This window comes from Butyrivibrio sp. MC2013 (genome assembly GCF_000424585.1).
Taxonomy (GTDB): domain Bacteria; phylum Bacillota; class Clostridia; order Lachnospirales; family Lachnospiraceae; genus Butyrivibrio.
Genome location: NZ_AUKE01000007.1, coordinates 14891 through 37700 on the forward strand (window position 1 = coordinate 14891; position 22810 = coordinate 37700).

At 44.7% G+C, this 22810-nt stretch carries 18 protein-coding genes; 4 read left to right on the plus strand and 14 right to left on the minus strand.

What is annotated here, in order from left to right:
- Nucleotides 1-6: 6 nt before the first annotated feature.
- The 5 genes from G636_RS0104730 to G636_RS0104750 form a co-directional block, all read right to left on the minus strand.
- The gene (locus tag G636_RS0104730; RefSeq protein WP_196803032.1) at nt 7-1350 is read right to left on the minus strand and encodes an MBOAT family O-acyltransferase; all 1344 of its coding nucleotides are present in this window, start codon (nt 1348-1350) and stop codon (nt 7-9) included.
- Nucleotides 1351-1536: 186 nt separating this feature from the next.
- Nucleotides 1537-3306, minus strand: coding sequence for a glycoside hydrolase family 2 protein (locus G636_RS0104735; RefSeq protein ID WP_026507098.1), 1770 nt, complete (start codon nt 3304-3306; stop codon nt 1537-1539).
- Between the two features lie 34 nt (nt 3307-3340).
- The gene (locus tag G636_RS0104740) at nt 3341-4267 is read right to left on the minus strand and encodes a carbohydrate ABC transporter permease (protein ID WP_035778814.1); all 927 of its coding nucleotides are present in this window, start codon (nt 4265-4267) and stop codon (nt 3341-3343) included.
- Nucleotides 4268-4294: 27 nt separating this feature from the next.
- A complete protein-coding gene (locus G636_RS0104745; RefSeq protein ID WP_026507100.1) occupies nt 4295-5242 on the minus strand; it encodes an ABC transporter permease in 948 nt (315 codons plus the stop codon).
- A gap of 125 nt (nt 5243-5367) precedes the next feature.
- Nucleotides 5368-7143 (minus strand): extracellular solute-binding protein, encoded by a 1776-nt coding sequence (locus G636_RS0104750; protein WP_026507101.1) that lies wholly within the window; start codon nt 7141-7143, stop codon nt 5368-5370.
- A 424-nt stretch (nt 7144-7567) separates the two neighbouring features.
- On the opposite strand from G636_RS0104750, the gene G636_RS19870 reads away from it, so the two are divergent.
- Together G636_RS19870 and G636_RS0104760 are read left to right on the plus strand one after the other, a co-directional pair.
- Nucleotides 7568-9163, plus strand: coding sequence for a glycoside hydrolase family 43 protein (locus G636_RS19870; RefSeq protein WP_242826919.1), 1596 nt, complete (start codon nt 7568-7570; stop codon nt 9161-9163).
- 249 nt (nt 9164-9412) lie between these two features.
- Nucleotides 9413-10078 (plus strand): ThuA domain-containing protein, encoded by a 666-nt coding sequence (locus G636_RS0104760; RefSeq protein WP_035778817.1) that lies wholly within the window; start codon nt 9413-9415, stop codon nt 10076-10078.
- A 31-nt stretch (nt 10079-10109) separates the two neighbouring features.
- Here G636_RS0104760 and G636_RS0104765 read toward each other — a convergent pair whose 3' ends face one another.
- The 5 genes from G636_RS0104765 to G636_RS0104785 all read right to left on the minus strand — a co-directional run bounded on the left by G636_RS0104765 (nt 10110) and on the right by G636_RS0104785 (nt 16708).
- Nucleotides 10110-11417 carry a glutamate-5-semialdehyde dehydrogenase gene (locus G636_RS0104765; protein WP_026507103.1) on the minus strand — a complete coding sequence of 436 codons (1308 nt, stop codon included), beginning with the start codon at nt 11415-11417 and terminating at the stop codon, nt 10110-10112.
- A 59-nt stretch (nt 11418-11476) separates the two neighbouring features.
- On the minus strand, nt 11477-12889 hold the full coding sequence (locus G636_RS0104770) for an AAA family ATPase (protein ID WP_035778850.1): 1413 nt from the start codon (nt 12887-12889) through the stop codon (nt 11477-11479).
- Between the two features lie 143 nt (nt 12890-13032).
- On the minus strand, nt 13033-14049 hold the full coding sequence (galE, locus tag G636_RS0104775; protein WP_026507105.1) for a UDP-glucose 4-epimerase GalE: 1017 nt from the start codon (nt 14047-14049) through the stop codon (nt 13033-13035).
- A 141-nt stretch (nt 14050-14190) separates the two neighbouring features.
- On the minus strand, nt 14191-15420 hold the full coding sequence (locus G636_RS0104780; protein ID WP_026507106.1) for a UTP--glucose-1-phosphate uridylyltransferase: 1230 nt from the start codon (nt 15418-15420) through the stop codon (nt 14191-14193).
- A 127-nt stretch (nt 15421-15547) separates the two neighbouring features.
- Nucleotides 15548-16708: a GH25 family lysozyme gene (locus G636_RS0104785; RefSeq protein ID WP_026507107.1), complete on the minus strand. Its 1161-nt coding sequence runs from the start codon at nt 16706-16708 to the stop codon at nt 15548-15550.
- Between the two features lie 353 nt (nt 16709-17061).
- Between G636_RS0104785 and G636_RS0104790 the strand changes: the two genes are divergently transcribed.
- Entirely contained in the window at nt 17062-17463 is a 402-nt protein-coding gene (locus tag G636_RS0104790) for a hypothetical protein (RefSeq protein WP_026507108.1), read from the plus strand.
- Between the two features lie 6 nt (nt 17464-17469).
- A complete protein-coding gene (locus tag G636_RS20460) occupies nt 17470-18147 on the plus strand; it encodes a hypothetical protein (protein WP_026507109.1) in 678 nt (225 codons plus the stop codon).
- 103 nt (nt 18148-18250) lie between these two features.
- Here the strand turns inward: G636_RS20460 and G636_RS0104800 are convergent, their stop codons facing one another.
- From G636_RS0104800 to G636_RS17330, 4 genes are all read right to left on the minus strand, one after another.
- Nucleotides 18251-19129 carry a carbohydrate ABC transporter permease gene (locus G636_RS0104800; protein ID WP_026507110.1) on the minus strand — a complete coding sequence of 293 codons (879 nt, stop codon included), beginning with the start codon at nt 19127-19129 and terminating at the stop codon, nt 18251-18253.
- 74 nt (nt 19130-19203) lie between these two features.
- Entirely contained in the window at nt 19204-20112 is a 909-nt protein-coding gene (locus tag G636_RS0104805) for an ABC transporter permease (protein ID WP_026507111.1), read from the minus strand.
- Nucleotides 20113-20130: 18 nt separating this feature from the next.
- Nucleotides 20131-21759, minus strand: coding sequence for an extracellular solute-binding protein (locus tag G636_RS0104810; protein WP_081668270.1), 1629 nt, complete (start codon nt 21757-21759; stop codon nt 20131-20133).
- 15 nt (nt 21760-21774) lie between these two features.
- Complete coding sequence (locus tag G636_RS17330) at nt 21775-22809, minus strand: cellulase family glycosylhydrolase (RefSeq protein WP_051226529.1); 1035 nt, start codon at nt 22807-22809, stop codon at nt 21775-21777.
- Between the last annotated feature and the right edge of the window lies 1 nt (nt 22810).

A 22810-nucleotide genomic window follows, 5' to 3' on the forward strand; every position in this document is an offset into this window, starting at 1 on the left:
ACGGAATCAGAATTTAAAATATATAAAGCCTGTAGCCTGGCTTATAAAATTCAGTGACAAAGCAAACAATATGACAGTCCCTGCAGCAAGTAATGCTCCCGGCTTATATTTCCTGTCATATAGATTAGCGGGGATCAGTATCCCTGCCATGACAAATATGTAGATAAGGGGCACCGCATAGTTGAGATGCCTGGTAACTACAGGTATTGAATTAAGACCAAATGATGAATAAAACTCAGGAGACAGATAAAGAGAAAACGCGCCAAACATCTTTTTTAGATATGCCAGAGCATCTCCCATAGAGCCTGCCCTGAAAAATACCCAGCCAATATTTACCATAAAAAAGGTATATAGCCATCTGACAGGAGAGGGCAGCTTATCAGCCCTGTCCCCAAGCAGTCTTTCAAAGACCATAAGGCAGCCATGAAACAGGCCCCATGCAATAAAGGTCCATGCAGCGCCGTGCCAGATGCCGCTTATGATGAATATGATCATGATATTGATCAGAGTCCTTATCATCCCCTTCCTGCTGCCTCCAAGGGGAATATATATATACCTGGTAAGGAAACGGTTTAGTGTGATATGCCATTTCTTCCAGAAATCCTTTATAGACAGTGCCTTGTATGGCGACCTGAAGTTAACGGGCAGATCAATGCCCAGCATCCTGGATACGCCACCTGCCATATCACAATAGCCTGAAAAGTCCAGGTATATCTGTATAGTATAAGCAAGGGCGCAGGCCCAGCTCTCAGCAAAGCTAAGACGCCCTATATCTCCATAGGCAAAATCGGCGGCTCCCGCAAAAACAGGTACCAAAAGGAGCTTCTTTGTCATGCCCACAGTCAGCCATATAAAGCCCGTAGAGAGATCATAGTAATCTGGCTTGCGGCTTTTTTCATCTCTAAGCTGGGAGATAAATTCTCCGTGGAGAGTCACAGGTCCCATGATAAGCGACGGAAAATAAGTGATAAAAAGGGCATATTCCACAAAAGACATATCACAGGTCTCATGCCTGTAAGAATCTACCAAAAAGGCTATCTGTCTGAAGGTAAAATAACTGATGCCCGCAGGCACAAAGATATCCACAGGAGTAAACTCTCTGCCTGATATCATAGCCGCATTTCTTCCTATAAAATCGCTATAGCGAAAAAGTATCAAAAGGACAAGGTCAGCAGATATGCCAAAGAATAACAGTCCCTTCTGCTTCTCTTTTCTCATAAGAGCCCTGCTGCAGATGCCGTTAAACAGCAGGCTGCAGATAAGGACCACAAGCCCCTCCACGGAATAAGTGGCATAAAAAATAAGAGAAGCAGCAAGAAGGACAGGCTCTGCCAGCCTTCTCTGCCCCATTTTATGCAGAACATGATATATAACTACTGTCAGCGGAAACAGCAGCAGCAAAAATCCAAACGAAAGAAAACCCATTTCTCCCCCTTAACTACGGGATTATTTTTTTACCTATCATATGAGTTTAACACAAAAAGAAACGGCTTCCAAATGCCCCCTTCTTAGGGGTAATGGAAGCCGCATCCAGGCTTACTCTACTACTCTTTCATTGATCTCCTTCAGAATAGAAGGCTCAATCTTAAAGTTTCTCTCCATATCCATGAGGCCGTTAACCTCCTGCTGTACATCAGATACCTGAGTATAGCAGTAACCGCATACCATAGGCAGCTCTTTGATGGCTGTTGTGATATCATCAAATCTTTGGATAAATGATTCCTCATCCTTTACCTTATTGCCATAGCCCCAGCCCTGGCCCTTATCAAATGCGATTCCGCCAAACTCGCTTATGATCACAGGCTGTCCCTTGTAGCCATAGCCTTCTGCAAATGCAGGATGGTGACCGCAGTGGAATACCTTGTTTTCAAGGATTTCTTCCCATCGTCCCGCATATCTGTCAAAGAGTACCTCGCCCTTTTCTTCATAATCATGAAGGGTCAGGATATCTGAAATAGTATGCTCCCAGCCGTCATTGACTATTACAGGCCTCATATGATCAAAAGCCTTGGTCAGGTGATAGATAGCCTCTGTGAAGTGCTGCTGCTGTCTGTCGGTCCTGATATGTCTTACGCCCCAGGATTCATTAAAAGGAGTCCAGGTAATGATAGAAGGATGTGAATAATTCTGCTCTACGATCTCCATCCACTCTCTTGTAAACTCAGCTACCTCATTGTCACCAAACTCATACGCTGCTGCCATCTCGGACCATACCAAAAGGCCCTTGACATCACACCAGTAGAGGAATCTCTCATCCTCAGTCTTTTGATGCTTTCTCACTCCGTTATAGCCCATGCTCATGATAGCTTCAATATCCTTTACAAGAGCATTTTCATCCGGAGGTGTAAGATGTGAATCCTTCCAATAGCCCTGATCCAGGATCAGTCTCTGGTATATAGGTCTGCCGTTTAAGAGTATATTGGCATTATCGATCCTGATCTCTCTAAGACCAAAATAAGATTCTACCTGATCTCTTACTTCCTCACCCCTCTTCAGCTCCAAGGTCAGATCATAGAGAGCAGGATTCTCCATACTCCACTCATGTACACCCCAGTCAAAAAGATCGGGACGATTAAGCTCGATCACAAGCCTTGCCTTATTTGCAGCGCATTTTGTGCTTGCCATGTTGATCTCTTTACCCTCAAAGGTCACAAGAGCTGAGAGCTCCAGATCTGAAGTTTCTCTCTTGCAGACAATATCCGCCTCAATGATGACCCTGGCTCCGGGCTGATCAGGAGTGATCTTGAGCCTGCCTATATACTCAGGCGCTGTATATTCCATCCATACGCTCTTCCAGATACCTGTAGTCTGCACATACCAGCATCCAAAGTTCTCTGATATCCACCTCTGCTTGCCCCTGGGCTGACCATCATCATATGTGTCTGCAACTCTGAGGGTCAGGACGTTGCTGCCATCCTTAAGATGATCTGTGATGTCAAAAGAGAATCTGGCATAGCCGCCGGTATGCTGGCCCACATACTCTCCGTTCACCCAGAGGTCTGCCCTGTAATCCACTCCTTCAAAATGGAGCTGGAGTCTGTTGCTCTTATTGGCCTCAAAGTCAATATTTACTGTCTTTTGATACCACACAACACTGTGAGCCTTTTCATCCCCAATACCGGACATCTTGGTTTCATAAGTATAGGGAACCACTATACTCCTGCCAAACTTCTCCTCTCCTGAGAACCAGCCTTCCCTGATTCCCTTGTCCTCATCATCAAACTCAAATTCCCAGCTTCCGTTTAAAAGCTCCCAGTTCTGTCTTACAAGTTGTGGTCTTGGATAGTCCTTTCTGTAAGCGTGCATTTTTTTCTCCTTTATTTTATGATCTTATGATCAGTTATCCTTTAATAGAACCTACGTATACACCCTTAACAAAATATTTTTGAAGGAAGGGATATACACATAGTATTGGCAGAGTAGCTATTACTGTTACGCAATATTTTACAAGCTCTCTATATGCAGTAGCGCCCTGAACGCTATTGATAGATACTCCTCCGGCGCTTCCCACGCTGGACATTGAGGTATCATTCATTACCAGTATCTCCTTGAGCAGAAGCTGCAGAGGATACAGCTCCCTATCTGCCAGGAGCACCATGGCATTGAACCATGAATTCCAGTTACCTACCAGATAATATAGGAAGATAACAGCCAGTACCGGCTTAGACAGTGGCAGTATCACCTTTAAAAGAGTCTGCGCCTGCCCTGCCCCGTCTATGATCGCAGCCTCTTCCAGTTCATAAGGCAATCCCTGGAAACCGGTCCTTAAGATGATCATATTCCATGTATTAAGCGCGGTCGGAAGGATCATTGCAGCCAGATTGTTATACATACCTATGTTCTTCATGATAAGGAACCAGGGTATGAGACCACCACCAAAGAACATGGTTACAGTGATCATGAGCATTACAGGTCCTTTAAAAAGGAGGTCCCTTCTGGAGAGCGCATATGCTCCGCATATTGTAAAAATCATATTTACCGCTGTTCCCAGACCTACATACACAAGAGTATTCTTAAATCCCACAAGAATACTGGAATCCTTAAAGACCAGTCTATATCCGTTAAGTGACGCTTCCCCAAGGGGCTTTAGCAGTATACCCTGATGCTTAATAAGAAGTGACGGATCACTTATAGAAGCAAGTATTACATGAAGTATCGGGTAGAAACATACAAGCGTCAGTATAGTCAAAAAAGAATAATTGATCAGATTAAATAATATGTTGGAAGGTTTATATCTCCCAATCTTGCTCTTTTGCTCTTTTGCCATAATCTATCTCCGTTTCAGCTTCTCTTATCAGAACACATACACATCTGTATGCTTCTTGGCGATCTTGTTGGTGATATACAGCAGCAGGAAATTCACTATACTGCTCACCAGTCCCACAGCAGTAGAGAAGCTGTAGCTGGCCTCCTGAAGGCCTCGCCTGTACACATATGTAGCTATTACATCCGCAGTTTCATATGTAAGTGAATTGTATAAGAGAATGATCTTCTCATGACCTGATGCCATAAGTCCACCTACGGCAAAAATAAAGAGGATCATGATAGTGGGCATGATCTGGGGAATGGTGATATGAATCATCTTTTTAAACCTTCCCGCTCCGTCTATGTCCGCTGCCTCATACAGTCCCGGATCAATAGAGCTCATGGCCGAGAGATAGATGATACTGTCCCAGCCCACATTTTGCCATATACCACTGATGGTATAGATAGGCCTGAACATTGATGCAAATCCTAAAAGAGAACCGTGACTTGTTCCTGTGATCGCATCAACCAGCTGTGTCACAATACCTCCGGGCTGGGTAAAGATGTGGATCATACCACATATTACAACCAGTGAGATAAAATGAGGCATATATGTTATAGTCTGCACCAGCTTCTTGAACTTCATATTCTTAACTTCATTCAAAAGAAGAGAGAGAATGATAGGTGCAGTAAATCCTAAAGCAAGTCCCCAAAGATTCAAAAGGAAAGTATTTTTAACAGTTCTGAAAAAATAAGGTCCCGTAAAGAAGTCAATGAAGTGTTTAAATCCTACATTTTTACTGCGTGCAAATCCAAGAAGGGGTTTAAAATCCTTAAATGCTATAGAGATTCCCCCCATAGGTGCATAGCAAAAAACCAAATACCAAATTATGATGGGTACCAGAAGAAGATAAGCAAACCAGTTCTTTTTAAAGTCCTTTCTGATAGCATCCTTAGTAAATCTCTTTTCCTTTTTCTTTGTCTCGGGTGCTTTCATATCAATCCTTTCATTCAAAGCTGCCCTCCGTTATTTAGCGGCAGCATCAGCTCTGACTGTCCCTTTATTTACGCCCCAAAAGTGCTGCCCGAATTACTTCGGGCAGCACACCCTATTGGCAATAATTAGCGGTTGTTATATCTGTCAAGTGCTGTCTGATAAAGTGCTACAAATTCATCAAGGCCCTGATCCTTTGCATTCTGAAGGAATTCATCATATGCATCCAGATCAAGCTGTCCCATGATGATCTTGGAGAAGTATTCATTTCTCATAGTTGAAAGAACTGTTCCAAGCTCAGCCTCTCTTGCGCTCTCATCTGATGTGAAGCTGATAGGAGGCATGGTAGGTGAATCATCCATAGTTGTTGTCCAGTATTCTCTGATATCTCCGGAGTAGGAGCCTTCAGCTGTGATCAGAGGATTGGAGTTGTGCTCATCACGAATATTTGCAAAGCTGTGGATACGATACTTCCAGATCAGGTTACTAAGAGGCTGATTGTCAGGATCGTTATACATCAGACCTTCTTTGAAGAAATAAGGAAGTCCGTTTTCATCGATGAGATGTACATCACCGTAAGAACCATAGTTGTAGATTTCCCAGCCCTTCTTGGTGTATGCAAAATCCAGGAATGCCATAGCTGCTTCAACATTGTCACACTGTGTTGTGATAGCTGCAGTAGTACCGGTTGACTTAAAGTTCTTATATGTCTGTCTTGACTTGTCTCCCTTATTAAGTACAGGGTTAAGGCATGCTACGAAATCGATATCATTGTCCTCTTTCCAGTAGCCCCACATTGTATCAGGTGAATCCATCATTACAGCACAGTCATCAGAACAAGCCTCAGCCATTCTCTGGTTAAAGTCTGCTGTAGCCCAGTCTGAGTTGAGAAGGCCCTCTTCATACCACTGTCTCATAGTAGCCAGATACTCCTTGGCACCTTCCTGTGCAGGTCCCCACTGAGCTTTGCCGTTATCATCCACAAACATCCAGTCCCAGGCTCCGTATGCACCATTGATGATACCTGTGAAAATCTGGCCATATGTGGAACCATAGTTAAGAGGCTCATTGTAGCCTTTTTCCTTACAAGCTACCAGGAAATCATGAAGCTCATCTACAGTTTCCGGAACAGGCAGACCTGTTGCATCCAGTGCTTCCTGCTTGATCAAAAGACCAAACCAGCACCATTCGTTATAAGGAGCCTCACCGTATACTGCACCGATGATACCGTCATCTGTGATAGAAGTTTTACGTCTGTCTTCATCAGACTGTCTCCATGCTGAATAGTTGGGCATTCCCTCTTCGATAATATCTGTGAGATCAAGGTAAGCACCCTCATTAACACCTGCTGAAATACCACCGGGATATCTGCCTGCATCAATGATGATGTCCGGAAGATCTCCGCCTGCTATCATGGTATTGAACTCTGTTCCTTCTTCACCCAATGTAGGAACAATGAAGTTGAGCTTGATGCCTGTAAGCTCTTCAACCTGTTTAAATACCCTCTGCTCATTAAGATCGCCGCATACAGAAGCAAGGATTGAATTGGAAGGCATCCATACATCCAGTGTTACATCCCCCTGAACAGGGTATGCGGAATAGTCATTAGGGATCACAGTATCAAACACATCTCCCAGATATGTATCATTGAGAGTAGTATTTACAGCAGTGACCTCATCCTCTGTAGGAGCTGTGTTTCCTCTAAGTGAGCTCAGGTCCTCTGCAGGAGCTGCTGCAGGAGTCTCTGTATCAGCATTTGAATCAGACTCAGCTGTGTCCTCTGCTGCAGTCTCGGTCTTTACTGCATCATCCCCACCTTTGTCTGATGCGTCAGAGCCGCATCCTGCTACTGTTCCAATGATCATGGATGATAACAGCAGCATACTGACAAGTTTCTTTTTCATCTTTTTTCCTCCGTTTTCTTAATATGTTGTCTCTACCCGGATACTATCCGGGGCCTTACCTACTGCATTCTTTATCAACACATTTTCTGTTGCTTTATGATTCGATTCTAGAACCCCGGGCATATATTCGTCAATTGTTTAAAACATAATTTTTGTTGTTAGCTTTTTGTGCAATTATGCCAAAAGCCCTTTTTCTTTTTGCGCATTTAAGCTTTTTCCCATCAGTAATTATTGTCCGCCTAACACCGAGCACAAATTTCATGTCAAAAAACTATAGCTTATCGACATATTTTTTGTTATAGTTCTATTATAGCCTTTCAGATACCCCAAACGGCAGATTCAATTTTATCAACATATTTTATGTTTAAGAACACGGGTTACAGACATAATTTCACGCTATATAAGAAGAGGAGCATCTGCTAATATGAAACACAGAAGAAAACGATCCGCTCCTGTCCTTGCAGCAGCACTTCTGATAAGCTGCATGGCAGTCGCCTGCGGCAAAGCGGCGCCTGCAGGGCAAGAACAGCAAAACAGCACGACAGACCAAGCATCTATTAACGAAGAAAGTACATCAGGGGAAAACGATATGGAACAAAGCACCGGAAACTACAACGAAACAATTACACTTCACACAGACTCTTCAGACATTGCATTCAAAAATGATCTGGGCGTTACAGATATAGGAGATCCCTTTATGCTCAGAATCTCCGAAAATGAATATTATATGTACTGCACCTCAGCGCCTAACGGCTTTTACTGCTGGAGGTCCACAGACATGATCCACTGGACAGACAAGAAGATGTGCTATATCAAACAGCCTGATTCCTGGTGTGTAGACTGCTTCTGGGCTCCCGAGGTATGCGAGTGGGAAGGCAGGTACTATATGTTCTATACAGCAAAGAACCAGGGCGGCAGTCTGCGCATAGGTCTTGCCATCTCCGACAGTCCTGCAGGACCCTTTACAGATTATGCCAATAAGCCCCTCATAGATCCCGGCTATGCAGTCATAGATGCCAACATCTTTATAGACGAAGACGGCTCCAAATATCTCTATTATGTAAGGGACTGTTCTGAAAATGTCATAACAGGCATCCATACAAGCCAGATATACGGCGTAAAACTCTCAGACGATATGCTGTCAATCGATGGAGAAGCAGTCCTGCTCACCACTCCTGAGCAGAGCTGGGAGAGAGCTTCCGGCAACTATGTATGGAACGAAGGCCCGGAAATGTTAAAGCATGACGGTAAATACTACCTGGCTTATTCTGCCAACTATTTCGAGGATCCTGCATACTCTCTTGGCTACGCTGTATCTGATTCACCTATGGGCCCCTTTGCCAAAGCCGATCATAATCCCATCCTGACTTCCATCGGCCTTGGCGACGTATCGGGAACAGGTCACCACAGCTTTGTCCCCTCTCCCGATATGAGCCAGATCTGGGCAGCCTATCACAGCCATACCAGTGTCAAAGCACCTTCCGGCAACCGCAAGGTCAATCTTGCCGAAGTCAAGTTTGACAGCGAAGGCAGGATGTTCATAAACGGACCGCTTACCTGCATGCAGCCTGCTCCTTCAGGAAGCCTTGCAACTGATATCTCCACGGACTTCAAGGCCCTGATAGGAGATAAAGAAGCCGGCGCACTTACCGATTCACTCATAGTCAGTCACAGAAAAGGCAAGTACAAGACAGACCCTTCTCTTGTAGCTTCACAGGCTATCGACCTGTCCGGCGGCGAAGGCGAGATTGTGATCAGCAGCAAAGACGCTTCTGCCAAAAAGATCTCAGGTATCGCACTCTATGCAGGAAGCAGTGATATTCCGGAAGGCATTTCCGTGCGCCTGAAATTTTCAGATAACGATTATTCAGATGCATATATTACAGATGATACTAACAGCTCAGTCATAATGCTCTCCTTTGACCCTGTGGAGACAGGTAAGATCACCGTAATACTGAGTTCTGATAACAAAGATATCTTAGAGGTTAGCCTCTCTGAGATCGCAGTTATCGCTAAATAAGCTTTTATCCCTCCTTTGTTAGGTTTACCCCGCCTCCACGTCATGTGCTTTATTGCAAGCTAGTGAAGGAAATACTCTGAAAAAGAAGAAGCCCATCCCATCGGGGACCGGGCTTCTTCTTTTATGCAAAAGCAGCAATAATGCGATATTCTATAATGGCAAAGCTGAGGTATACTATGTATATCATTAGAAAAAATAGTATTATTAAATATGCATTATTAGATGACATTTAAGACTTGGAGAGGAAATATGAGCGAACTGGTTAAAATACTGGTATTATGCGATGACATCTGGCATCCTGCAGAAGTGATAGAAAGAGGGCTGGCAGACCTTGACGGCAAGCTGGCCTCCTTTGACTTTGTCAAAGATCCCAAGGACATTCTGACTCCTGACTTTATCAAAGACTATCCCATTATCATGAACTGCAAGTCACACAATCTCACATCAGGCAACAGCGCAGACTGGTTCGAAAATGGAGTGAGCGAAGTAGGCCCTGCAGAGCTTGAAGAATACGTAAGAGAGGGAGGAGCCATCCTGTCTGTACACGCAGGCAATACCTACAATGATGATCATTCTCCTGACTACGCTGCCCTTATAGGAAACAAGTTCGTCACCCATCCCCCAAGGTGCGAGGTGACCATATATCCGGAAGGAGATCATCCCATCACCCGCGGCATAACACCTTTTACTATCAGAGATGAACATTATGAGATAGAACTCACAGGCGAAGGACACGATGTATTCTTGACTTCCGTTTCAGAGTCCGGCGGCAGGCAGGTTGCAGGTTATACCAAAGAATCAAGAAAAGGCAGGATATGCATCCTGACTCCGGGACACATCCTGTCTGTTTGGAAGGACGAGAATTTCAGGCTCCTTCTTGGAAATGCCATTAACTGGTGCTTAGGCAGTATCTGACAGGGCCCTGCCCCAGGGCATACCAATTATATCAGATCAGATCTTTATGCTTGAAGATCTTCTCTCCCGATGCATATTCAGCTACAATCTGACCATTGCCTGTAAGAGTGTACTTGTAAGTCACAAGGCCGTCCAGGCCCACAGGACCTCTTGCATGAAGCTTACCTGTGGATATGCCCACCTCAGCTCCAAAGCCGTATCTAAAGCCATCGGCAAATCTTGTTGATACGTTCCTGTATACGCCGGCACTGTCCACCATCTGCATGAATCTCTCAGCCTTACGATCATCAGTTGTTATTATGGAATCTGTATGATGTGATCCAAATCTGTTGATGTGACTGATAGCTTCATCAACATCGTCTACCAGCTTAAGAGATATGATCAGGTCATTGTATTCTGTTGCAAAGTCGTCTTCGTTCATGACTTCCATTCCCTGAGCCGCTTCAGGAATGGAAGCTTCCAATATATCCCTGCACTCCTTGGTACCCCTGAGGGTCACTCCTACTTCTCTAAGACGAGCAGCCAGGCGAGGCAGAAACTCTTTTGCGATCTTCCTGTTTATCAGCACTGTCTCTACAGCATTGCAGGCTGCAGGATACTGGATCTTGGCATCTGTGATCACCTTAAGAGCCAGCTCCTCATCCATCTCATCATCTGCATAGATATGACATATACCGGAAGAATGGCCCATTACAGGGATCTTTGTATGCTCCATGATATATCTTACAAAGGAATTGGAACCCCTTGGAATTATCAGATCCACTTCTTCATCACACTCCAAAAGCTCATCTATCTCATTGTGGAGCTCTGCCTGAAGGAGACTCTCTCCGGGAAGTCCTGCTTTCTCAACACTTTCCCTGATTATCTCAAAGAGCACCTTGTTGGTAGCAGCAGTCTCCTTGCCGCCCTTTAATACAGCACAGTTACCGGATTTGATACACAGAGAAGCCACCTGGATCATGGCATCAGGCCTTGCTTCAAAGATAACACCGATCACACCAATGGGCACACTGAGCTTTGTCAGTATGAGGCCTTCATCAAGCTGCCTCTTTAACAGCTGCTTTCCCAGAGGATCAGGAAGCTCACTAAGCTGTTTAAGACCTGCTATGGAATCTCTCATTTTCACTTCATCATATTTCAGACGCTTCATGATAGAGGCCGCAAGACCTGCTTTTGCAGCATTTTCCATATCTATGGTATTAGCATTAAATACTTCTTCTTTTCTCTCCGACAAAAGCTCTGCAATTATCTCCAAAGCCTTATTTCTCTGATCTATGGATGACGCAGCAAGGCCGGGAGCAGCCAGGCTCATCTTCTTTATCTCTTCACGCATATTCATAGGGCAGCTTCCTTTGCTATATCTTATTTTTTGTCATCTGTTATAACATCCGACAGGATTTATTGCAAGAGTTCTCTTACCGTATCCCCATCATAGACCACACTTTTGACTCCTGTAGTCTCAATGAGATAGAGGGCATGAGCTGCCAGATGCTCAGCAGCCTGCTCCAGATCTCTGACGCCTGATACATTCTTAAAGTGTTCTACCACCTGATCTGCGCCATCAGAGCTCACCCTGCATTCATCCTCTGTCAGTTCCATCCTCTTTAAGACCTTTGGCAGGGCAAATCTCAGGAATATCTCCTTTTTCTCTTCAGCCGTATAATCAGGCAGCTCTATAACAGCAAATCGTGTCAAAAGAGGCTCTGATATCCTGCTCTTATCATTGGCAGTAGCCACAGGATATACACCTGTTGTAGGGATCATACATTCCATATAGTTGTCTGTATATCCCAGGTTATCCAGAAGGGTCAGCAGAGCATCGGCAGGATTGCCGGATACCGATTCACTATCTGCCTTATCCAGCTCATTTATGATAAATACCAGATCAGACTGACCTGCCCTTGAAAAAGCTTCCATGATACTGCCGGGTTTGGCATTGGCATAGATACGAGAGCTTCCTGTCAGCTGCTCAGGATCATGGACAGAGCTCATATCAAGGCCTGCCCAGGGAAGGCCCAGTATCCTTGCGACCGCATAAGCTATCTGGGATTTACCGGTACCTGCAGGGCCTATCAGCAATAGTCCATATGCCGGAAGCCTGCCTGTTCTGTTGATCTGAATAATAGTCTCAATGATCCTTTGTTTTACCTTTTCCATGCCATAGAGCTCTTCATCCAGTATTGCTCTGGCTTTAACAGGATCAATAGGCGGGAATAAGCTGCGTCTCCACTGGATATTCATCATCATGGAGAGAGCCCTTTGGGCATGACGCCTCTCTTCCTGGCTCACTTCTTCAGACTTGGCAACGGCAAGATTCCTTCTGGCCCAGCTTCTGATATTTACAGGAAAAGTTCTTCCCGCGCAGTCCAAAAAATCAGTGATACTCTGCAGACTGGTGAGCTTCATGCTGTCATCATCAGCATCCTCCTCTTCAGTCTCCGTATCCCTTACCGCATCTCCGGATAACAGTCTTGCTATCATGTATTGAAGGAAGCCGTCCTGACCGGATAGCTTGCCTGATGGTCCGGACTCCAATTCTCTTATCTTGTATACGCAAAAGACCCCTTCGCGATTCTCTCCTGTCAGCCTGACACTGATCCTGTTGATGCCCAGCCATTTGACAAATTCCACAAACCTGCTGTCTATGCCTGATATATATGCCTTCTCTTCCGGATCCGCACTATCAAATGCAAAAGCCTTTGCAGGATCCATAAATATACCGGTGAGATGATGCTCAAATACCCCATCCTTATCATTCAATGTCAGAATAGGTCTACCCGCATCAACTGTCCTGTCATCGGAATATATCATATTCAAAGAAGGAGCGCTGCCTTTTAAGCCGCGCCCTCCTTTTTTGGAAGATATATTCTTTTTTTCTGAACTGCTGTCATTTGTCTTTGTCTGAGTGTCTTCGCCAAAATCAAAAACTCTTCCCGCCATTCTCTCTCCCAATCTTAGTCTTCATATCCGTTAGGATTATTCTTCTGCCATCTCCAGGAGTCTTCGCACATCTCTCTGATGCCATACTCTGCCTTCCAGCCCAGCTCCTTGTATGCCTTGTCTGCTGAAGAATAGCAGGTTGCAATATCTCCCGCTCTTCTGGGTGCGATCTCATAAGGAATCTTCACGCCATTTGCTTCTTCAAAGTTCTTTACAATATCCAGTACGCTGTATCCCACACCTGTTCCCAGATTGTAGAGAGACAGACCGCTTCCTGCAGCAAGTTTTGCAAGTGCCTTAACATGGCCCTTGGCCAGATCTACTACATGGATATAATCACGCACACCTGTTCCATCGGGAGTATCGTAGTCATCGCCGAATACATTCAGGTGATCAAGCCTGCCCACTGCTACCTGTGTGATATAGGGCATCAGGTTATTGGGGATACCGTTGGGGTTCTCACCAATAGTGCCTGACTTGTGAGCGCCTATAGGATTGAAATATCTGAGCAGTACCACATTCCATTCAGGATCTGCAGACTGGATATCTGTCAGAATCTGCTCCAGCATGTGCTTGGTCCATCCGTAAGGATTGGTGCACACTCCCTTGGGGCACTCTTCTGTAATAGGCACAAATGCAGGATTGCCATATACTGTTGCAGATGAAGAGAAGATGATATTCTTTACGCCATGCTTTCTCATCTCATCTACCAGAGTCAGAGTACCTGTGATGTTGTTGTCATAGTACTCCCAGGGCTTTTTCACAGATTCGCCTACAGCCTTGAGGCCTGCAAAGTGAATAACCGCATCAATACTGTTCTCTGTAAATATCTTCTCCAGATCATCTCTGTTTCTGATATCCGCCTCATAGAAGAGAGGCCTCTTACCTGTGATAGCTTCTATTCTGTCCAGTACCTTCATGGAAGAATTGGACAGATTGTCCATGATAACTACATCTTTGCCTTCAGTCAGCAGTTCCACTACTGTGTGACTGCCGATATAACCTGTTCCGCCTGTTACTAATATTGTCATTTTGTCTCCTCCGTTTGGGATAATCATTTTAATATTACATGGTCACTGGTCACTTACAGCGTTCCCATGACTGTATCCATCTTACTACATATCCCAAACCCTTCAAGATAGCCATGTTATCCAAAGCTGTCATAATGTTGATTACAGTTCTATGCCATTGAGCTTGCAGAGCTCTCTTGCAGTCTCCACAGAATCCACGCCTGTAGCATTCTTGATGGGAGCAAATTCCTTTTCCCTTACTACCTCGTAAGGCAGACAGCTGTCCAGCATATGGATCATATCCAATACCAACTGTTCAAACTTGCATCCGTTGGGCTTTTCAGGCTTTATGAGCTGAGCATTTTCATCTATATAAGGTATCTTTTTCTCCACTACATGGAGAGGGAGCTCCTTTTGAGCTATCTCTTCCAGCTCTTTCTCGTTAAAGAGATAGTTGAGGATAACGCCGTAGTTATATGCAGGATCTCCTGCCTCATCCTTGGCATCCATCATTTCCCCCGAGAGTTCATAATACTCTACTATAGAAGGCTTGCCATCCTCCAGGCACATTACGCCTACCTTTTCATCAGGAGCAGCCTTTCTAACAACCTTGGCACCCACAGATACACCGCTGGATACTGTAGCACCCACAAAGGCGGGATCGCATATCCTCTGCAGCACATTGTCCACTGAGAATATATCCAGCCACTCAATGCCCTCCTCATGTATCAGGGGCAGGAGTCCGGCCTTGATCATAGAAGAGAACCAGCCGGCATTACCATTGGGAGAAGTAGATATACGTCCCTTCTCTTCCATATATACCTTGCCTTCGTAATCAGATGCAGGAGCCATCTCCTGCTTAAAGAAAGTCACCTTATCTTCCGGATAGCCAAAGAAGTCGTGCTCCTTAAGGAATGCCACTGTAGCATCATTATTCTTTTCACTGGTCATGATAAAGAGACGTATATATGTGCCATCCGCAGCCTTTACGCTGTCAAGCAGATTCTCAATGATCCTCTGGAAAATATATACGTGTTTGGTCAGACCTATATCATACATACCCTTGGGATTGTCAGAACCAAGCCTGGTACCCATGCCTCCTGCAAGAAGTACCGCTGCAGTCTTGCCGGCCTTTATCACCTCTATTCCTTTAGCTGTAAACTCAGCTTCTCTCTCTGTGATCTCAGAGCGCTGCATAGCAGCAAGAGGTGTGAATACTCCTCTTTCAGAGCCCTTACCAAGCTCGCTGCATCTCTTAAGAATAGAGAAATCCGTATCCTCGATCTGGGCAAGAAGGGCCTGCTGCCCCGCTGCATCCAGTTCATCATAATATTTCAGGACATGCTCCTGACCATACTTTGCAAGTTTTACCTTAGCTTCTTCAATATTCAAGATGACATTACCCCCTTATTATTTAACTGATCACCTGCAGGCTGCGTTTGACCCTGCAGAGCAACACTGTTTACAATAATTAACCGGCTCCATTCATAATACCATGGTATTGGAGATATGACCAGTTTCAAAGGCCCAGATCCATATCATATGCTATATCCACGCTAAAGCCCTCCGGAAAATCTGTGAGCTTGCCATTTTCATCGAAAGTACACAGAGCCCCCGGATCTTCATAGCTGCCATTTTTCAGCATTCTTCCGTCCCGTCCGAAATAATATACTCCTGTGCCCTTTTTGACAAAGCCGGCGATCATATGGCCATCAGTCTTGTCAAAGGCGTATATATCATCCCCAACCTTCCTGATACCGCCCAGGATCCTACCGCTCTCTGATGCCAGGTAGTTCATGCCTCCTGTGGTAAAGATCCTTCCTCTGATCATCCTGCCATCTCCCCCGTAATAGCAGCCCTCCAAAAAGCCCGTCTGCATCATGCCTTTTTCATCAAAATAGTACTCATCATTTTCAATCAGGCAGCTCCCCACGGCTGCTCGTCCGCCCTTATAAGGGTCCAGATAATAGCTCCCGCTCCCGTCATTGGCCCAGCCCGTCCAGACCTTGCCCGTCGCAGGATCGCAGAAATACCTGCCCCCATCTTCGGGATATACCCATCCCTTTTGCCTGCGAAAATTCCTGTAATAATAACTTCCTCCATCCCTTTGAGCAAAGCCCTCTCTGGGTATCAGACCAAAATAATCAATATACAATCTGTCCAGATCCACCCTGCCCTTTATTCCCGCCACTTCTCCATGGCTGCTGTACTGCCATATGGCATAGCTGTAGGGCATGGTCAGACTGTCAGAATACTGGGCCACCCACTTGTGCCAGCTGGTATCCCCCAGCCTGTTTACAAACCAGTTCCTGTAGGTATATATGACCGGGGTATATCCTGCAGAATATATAACCCTGCAAAAAGTATCCACCAGAGCCTGCAGCTGCGGGGACGATAGGCTCTTTTGACAATCAGCCTCCAGATCCAGCGCCACGGGAAAAGATATTTCAAAAGGCGCCAGCATATTGATGAGGTTATAGCTTTCTGCTTCTATCTGCTCTACTGTCATGGCATAGCTATACCAGTAGGCGCCCACACGCAGCCCTGCCTGCGCAGCTTCTATGAGATTCTCTGCATAATATCTGTCTACAGTTTTAGAAGTCCCCATCCTGACAAAGGCAAAGCTCTTGCCACTTCCTGCCACCTCCCGCCAGTTGATATCACCCTGGTAATGAGACACATCTATACCTTCTGCAATAACTGCCGCCCGGACAGGTAAAGCATAGGACAGCTGAGGGCTGGATATTAGCAGTGCAAACAGAGCGCAGAGTAGCCTCCTATGCCTCTTACACCTATTCCTTAGTAATAATATGCTTTTTATCATATTCCGGCCCAAAGCTATGATATCTCTCGCCCCCCTATCGTTTTAATACATATATTATAATCTATATTTCGTCTGTATTCACCTAAGGTCTCTTACGATAGGCGCCTTCTTTGCAGCCATGTTTGCGCCGGGCCTAATATATCCTGTATACTAATGATAGAGGAGTTTTGCCATTTACTATTATTTTGAAATGGCAAGAAAGGAAGCTTATGAGAAGAAAACCCGCACGAATTCTTACAGGAGTATTTGTAGCTGTTACTGTTCTCTCCATAGGAGGGATCGTATATACATTTGAGGACTTTAATTATGCCAGAGAAGAGATATCCTATGAAAAGGATTATCTTAAGGAATTAAAGACTATGGCCGCCGAAGAAGAAAGCTATATCAAGGAAGAGATCGACGGTCTCAAAGAGGAAAAGGATCAATATCTTACCGACTACGAAGAGCTTGTCAAAGAAAACAAAGAGCTGGAAAAAGAGGTTGAAAAGCTCTATGACAAGGCCACAGTCGAAAACCTCCGCGAGCTCTATACCTATGAAGAGCCGGAATATGACGAAGACGGCTCAGAAGCTGACATGGATGAAGATGATGAGATGGATACGGAGGACTAATATATTATGAGAAAAAGAGATATCAGGGTCCTGGTAACAGGAGTTATTGCAGCATGCTCCTTTGGAGTATGTGCCTATATGGGGATCACAGTACTCACTCTTGACTGGCAGCTTGAGCGCCTGTCAGCCAAGGAGGATTCCTATTACGAATCAGAGATCTATACCGAATATGACAATGTTCTATCCGAGCTGGACAGCGCTTCAGCCAGATATGATAATGAATCTGCTTACAACGAAGAGCTGAATTATTATATAGAAAATATCGGAGAAGAGCTCGATGATGAGGAAGAAGATGATGAACTCTTAGAAGATGAAGAGCTTGAAGATGAGGAAGAAGGCGAGGACGAAGAAGATATAGACGATACCTTAGAAGATGAAGATACAGATGAGGACAAATCTTCCAAAACAAAGTCTAATAGCAGTTCATCCGGTAAAAACACACTATCTGAAGATATAGAAGACGATTCCTACGACGATTCAGACAGCGAATTCTTCGAAGAAGACGAGGAAGACTTCGAAGACTATGATGACAGCGATGATGATTCCGTCTTTGAGGACGATGATGACGATGAGTCTCTCCCTGACGGAGTACTGGACTATGACGAGGACGGATGGCTGGATGAAGACGGCGAATTCCACTGGTTTGAAGAAGAGGGCTATCCTTCCTGGTATACAGGTGCTTAACATTAGGCCCTCAGGCCGCGCATTAGTCTCCGTTATATGATCAAAGGCTCCCGGGCCGCTTATCTTTATGATAAATGCAGTCCGGGAGCCTTTTTATGTCTTATCAGCCCTTTACAGCGCCGACCATGATGCCTTTAGTAAAGTGCTTTTGTATAAAGGGATAGAATATCAGGATAGGTACACTTGCCACAATGATCAGTGCGTACTTCATAGTCTCGCCCTGCATTACCTTCTCGTACATTCCCGTAAGATCGCCGCCCACTGCTTCCAGACTGTTCTGAAGGAGTATCTCTCTAAGGACGATCTGCAGAGGATACAGACTCTCTTTTCTAAGATATATGATGGCATTAAAGAATGCATTCCAATGCTGTACCGCATAGAAAAGAGTGATGACCGCTATGATGGATCTGGACAAAGGAAGCACCACCTTCATAAGGATCTGAAAATGACTGCAGCCGTCAATAGCCGCCGCTTCCTGAAGTTCACCGGGAATGCTGGACTGAAAGTAATTCTTCATGACCAGCATATTATAAGTGTTGAGCGCATTTGGTATGACCATGGCCCAGATGGTGTCAGTAATACCGATATTCTTCACTACCAGATATACTGGTATCATGCCTCCTCCAAAAAGCATTGTAAAAGATACCAGGAAGGTGAGAAGCGTTCTGCAGGGCATATCTTTTCTGGACAGAGGATATGCGCAAAGTGTGGTCAGTACCAGATTGATCATGGTTCCAAGGACCGTATAGAGGATCGTATTGCTATAACCCCTCCAGATCTTGGTCTCTTGAAGCACCATCTGATATGACTTTACATTAAATCCCACAGGCAAAAAGGTGAGCTTTCCTGCCAGCACCGCTTCCGGCTTACTAAAAGAGGCTATGATAACATAATACAAGGGATATGCCACAACAAAGAGTATCAGTACGCTGATCGTGATTATCACCAGGTCAAATACTTTGTCGTTAACGCTCTTTTTCATTTCTACCTCACAGTCAATCCTCCGGCAAGGTCTTCTTATGGCGTATCATTTTGATAGCCGTTTTATCCTGGATCTTACCAAAGGCTTATTTCAAAATACTTTTTGCAGATCTTATTAGTCAGTATGATAAGCGTAAGATTAATTACCGAGTTAAACAGTCCCACAGCCGTTGCATATCCATAATTACCCTGCAGGATACCCTGTTTGTAAACCAGAGTAGATATGATCTCACTGGATCTGATATTCAGATCATTCTGAAGAAGATATGCCTTTTCAAATCCTATAGTCATCACCTGGCCGATCCTGAGGATCAGCAGCGTTACTATAGTAGGGCTGATACCGGGAAGAGATACATGTATGATCCTGCCAAGCCTGCCTGCGCCGTCTATCTTGGCAGCCTCGTAGAGCTCCGGATCTATACCCGCCAGTGCCGCTATATAAATGACCGAATTCCAGCCGCTCTCCTGCCATATATCCGACAATACATACACCGCTTTAAAATACTTATTTGATTCCAAAAAGCCCACAGAATCAAGGCCCAGGAAATTAAGGAATGTATTGATCACTCCGTATTGAGGGGACAGGAATAGATAGAGCATACCGCACAATACCACAGTGGATATAAAGTGAGGCACATAGGTCAGATTCTGCAGGACCTTTTTGAAATGCATGCCGGGAAGTTCATTTAGTATGATCGCCAGTATGATAGGGATGGGGAAGCCAAAGATAATTGAGTAGAGACTTATAGAAACTGTATTCCATATAATATCTCTATTATAATATGAGGAAAAGAACTGTTTAAAATATCTAAGCCCCACCCAGGGACTGCCAAAATATCCCAGCCTTGGATTGTAATTCTTAAAAGCAAGCTGGATACCGTACATCGGTACATAGCAGAACACTATGTACCAGATGAACGGGATCATAAACATCACCAGCAGCTGCCATTTTGAAAGGACTTTTTTTCGAAATGACTTTTTCATGCCGCTTAAGCTTCTCCTTTATTTAAGCTTGTCATATGCTTCCTGATAAATGGAAACCCACTCGTCGATTCCGATATCTTTCAGAGTCTGAACATAAGTGTCCCACTCATCGAAGGAAGCCTCGCCTCTTATAAAGAGCGCTGTCTGAGTCTTCATGTAGCTTTCAAGGTCTGTCCAGAGTACTGTCACTCTGTCATTTACTTCATCTGTGAAAAGGGGTGCGGAATAGATATTCTCAGGAACACAAGGATCCAGTGCCACCTGTGCTGCAAGGGTATTTGCAGAAGCGATAGCTTCGCAGTTTACCTCATTTACCAGCTGAGGAGCTCCGCCGCCGGGCCAGATAGTAAACTTACCAATCTCTGTACCGCTTCCGTCAGGGCTGTCCAGGATACCGTCATTGTATCTGGGAAGACCATCCTCATCAAAGTACATATTCTCACCTTCTACGCCGTAACGAAGGAGTATGGATCCCTCATCACTGTAGAAATAGTCTATCCATCGAAGAGCTGCTTCAGGATATTTGCAATCACAGCTAATAGCGAATACACCATTATCTCTTGCTATGGGAGCTGACTGTACATACTGCTTGTCAGCCACGCCTGTAAAGGGAGCTATGCCTATATAGTCCGTGGAATCAAAAGCATCATCTGCCTGATTAAAGAAGAGTCCAAGAAGCTGTCCCGATGCTTTGGAAATATATTTTGCATATTCCTGGGTAAATATCTCTTCATCAATAAGGCCTTCTGCATACATGTCATGAAGCCACATGAGCTCTTCTTTAAAGGAATCATCGGTAAGATATGTGCTCACAGTATCATTCTCTACTTCAAGCCATGTATCAAACTGCCACTGATGTCCCCATACACCTGCAAATCTCCTGATCAGAGTCTGTGCATCGGAAGCGCTCATAGGCACTTCATCATTGGTACCGTTTCCATTAAAGTCCACACCCTTAAAAGCTCTAAGTACTGCTTCCAGATCTTCTATTGACTTTGGAACATCACAGCCCACCTGATCGAGCCACTTTGTATTGATCCAGAATTTCTCATCTCTTGCAGCTGTCAGATCGATAAGAGCAGGCAGTGCATATATATGTCCGTCAGGAGCTGTGATCCTGGAGAGAATAGCAGGATTCTCTTTGATATGCCTTGACATGTTGGGCGCATACTCTTCCAGCATATCCTCCAGGGGAATTAGGATTCCCATAGAGCCGTACTTTACAATCTCTGAATTAGACAGAAATGCTCTGACAAATACATCATCATAATCGTCGCTTGCCCACATCAGGCTCTTCTTCTCATCATAGCCTTCAGCAGAAAGGACATTGGTAAAGTCCAGTTTAATGCCTGTCATCTCCTGGTACTTTTTCCACATAGCCATTGTATCCCAGGGCTGCTGTACAGAGCCCTGCTGGCCAAATACACGAAGGGTGATCTCTTCGTTTACAATAGGAAAACCTTCCTTGTTGACAAGATCAGCTTCAGCTTCGGTGCCTGATCCTGAGTCTGATGCAGTCTTTGCAGTCTCTTCAGATGAGATCTTTGCATTATCAGCATTGTCAGAGCCGGCATTTCCGCAGCCCGCAAGGCTTCCTGCAAGAATACCCATACATAAAAGCGTCGTTACCAATAACCTTTTTTTCATTTCTTGCCTCCATTCTTACATTTTTATACTATTGCCCTTAAGTTCCAGATCATCCTTGTACCATTTAGGAGGATATGGATACTCCTTCACCTCTTCATTTTTGCCGGATATTTTACTAAAATCCTCACGGCTGTACACTAACCCGTCCTCATGAAAGAGTCCGTTGATAGTACCATTTATCCTCTGCTCAGGCAGATATGCAGGCTTGACCATGAGTGACCAGAAAAAGGACCCTATACCAACTTCACTGATGATATCTGCAAGAGATGCAAGGCAGGGCACTTTGTGCTCATCCGGTATATCTGCCTTACCCCAGCCGGGGCCGCCCTCTCTTAGTCTCTGCCATTCTGTTATCCAGCAGGGCTTTCCTATTACAGATTCCAGGTGCTTTGCATATTCAAGCTCTTTTCTAAAGTCTTTGGTATCACTGGGGAAATTATCATGGAATTCATATATATCAAGAAGGTCTGCAAAATAGAGATTATCTCTAAGGCTTATGCAGCCCATGGTCAGAGGCACAATGCCCTTTTGGTCAAAGACATATTCAGCTATAAACCTTGCAAATTCCAGGTTCCCCTTCTCAATATGAGGCTCGTTCATGATCTCTATCGCCAACAGCCTGTCATCGTCTCTGTATCTGTCCATAAACTCTTTCAGATAAGGAATGACCTCACTAAAGCGTTCCCTGTCATGCTCTATCTCCGCACCCGGAGAACGTACACATACTGCTGTATACGGATCCCTGTTCACTCCTGTCTTATCATTAAATTCCAGACCGCAATCTTCAAATAGTACCGGCATGATCCTGATTCCCTTTCGTTCTGCCAGCTCCAGGATAATATCTATTTTTTGGAAGAAATCCATGGAATTTTCGAGATAGTAATTGTAGCTTAGAAAAAGCCTGAAAGCATTGATGCCTGCCGCATTTGCATAACCCATGTCCCTAGCGATTTCCTTATCATCAAACATGGTAAAAGTCTGATAAGCATTGTATACTCTGGAAGGAAAATATACTGCCCCTTTAACTGAACTATAATAGAAATCCTCCATT

Excerpts from the sequence above, each read along its gene's own strand:
- G636_RS0104730 (WP_196803032.1), bottom strand. The coding sequence starts at position 1,350 with ATGGGGCAGAGAAGGCTGGCAGAGCCTGTCCTTCTTGCTGCTTCTCTT.
- G636_RS0104735 (WP_026507098.1), bottom strand. The coding sequence starts at position 3,306 with ATGCACGCTTACAGAAAGGACTATCCAAGACCACAACTTGTAAGACAG.
- G636_RS0104740 (WP_035778814.1), bottom strand. The coding sequence starts at position 4,267 with ATGGCAAAAGAGCAAAAGAGCAAGATTGGGAGATATAAACCTTCCAAC.
- G636_RS0104745 (WP_026507100.1), bottom strand. The coding sequence starts at position 5,242 with ATGAAAGCACCCGAGACAAAGAAAAAGGAAAAGAGATTTACTAAGGAT.
- G636_RS0104750 (WP_026507101.1), bottom strand. The coding sequence starts at position 7,143 with ATGAAAAAGAAACTTGTCAGTATGCTGCTGTTATCATCCATGATCATT.
- G636_RS19870 (WP_242826919.1), top strand. The coding sequence starts at position 7,568 with ATGAAACACAGAAGAAAACGATCCGCTCCTGTCCTTGCAGCAGCACTT.
- G636_RS0104760 (WP_035778817.1), top strand. The coding sequence starts at position 9,413 with ATGAGCGAACTGGTTAAAATACTGGTATTATGCGATGACATCTGGCAT.
- G636_RS0104765 (WP_026507103.1), bottom strand. The coding sequence starts at position 11,417 with ATGAATATGCGTGAAGAGATAAAGAAGATGAGCCTGGCTGCTCCCGGC.
- G636_RS0104770 (WP_035778850.1), bottom strand. The coding sequence starts at position 12,889 with ATGATATATTCCGATGACAGGACAGTTGATGCGGGTAGACCTATTCTG.
- galE (WP_026507105.1), bottom strand. The coding sequence starts at position 14,049 with ATGACAATATTAGTAACAGGCGGAACAGGTTATATCGGCAGTCACACA.
- G636_RS0104790 (WP_026507108.1), top strand. The coding sequence starts at position 17,062 with ATGAGAAGAAAACCCGCACGAATTCTTACAGGAGTATTTGTAGCTGTT.
- G636_RS20460 (WP_026507109.1), top strand. The coding sequence starts at position 17,470 with ATGAGAAAAAGAGATATCAGGGTCCTGGTAACAGGAGTTATTGCAGCA.
- G636_RS0104800 (WP_026507110.1), bottom strand. The coding sequence starts at position 19,129 with ATGAAAAAGAGCGTTAACGACAAAGTATTTGACCTGGTGATAATCACG.
- G636_RS0104805 (WP_026507111.1), bottom strand. The coding sequence starts at position 20,112 with ATGAAAAAGTCATTTCGAAAAAAAGTCCTTTCAAAATGGCAGCTGCTG.
- G636_RS0104810 (WP_081668270.1), bottom strand. The coding sequence starts at position 21,759 with ATGAAAAAAAGGTTATTGGTAACGACGCTTTTATGTATGGGTATTCTT.
- G636_RS17330 (WP_051226529.1), bottom strand. The coding sequence starts at position 22,809 with ATGGAGGATTTCTATTATAGTTCAGTTAAAGGGGCAGTATATTTTCCT.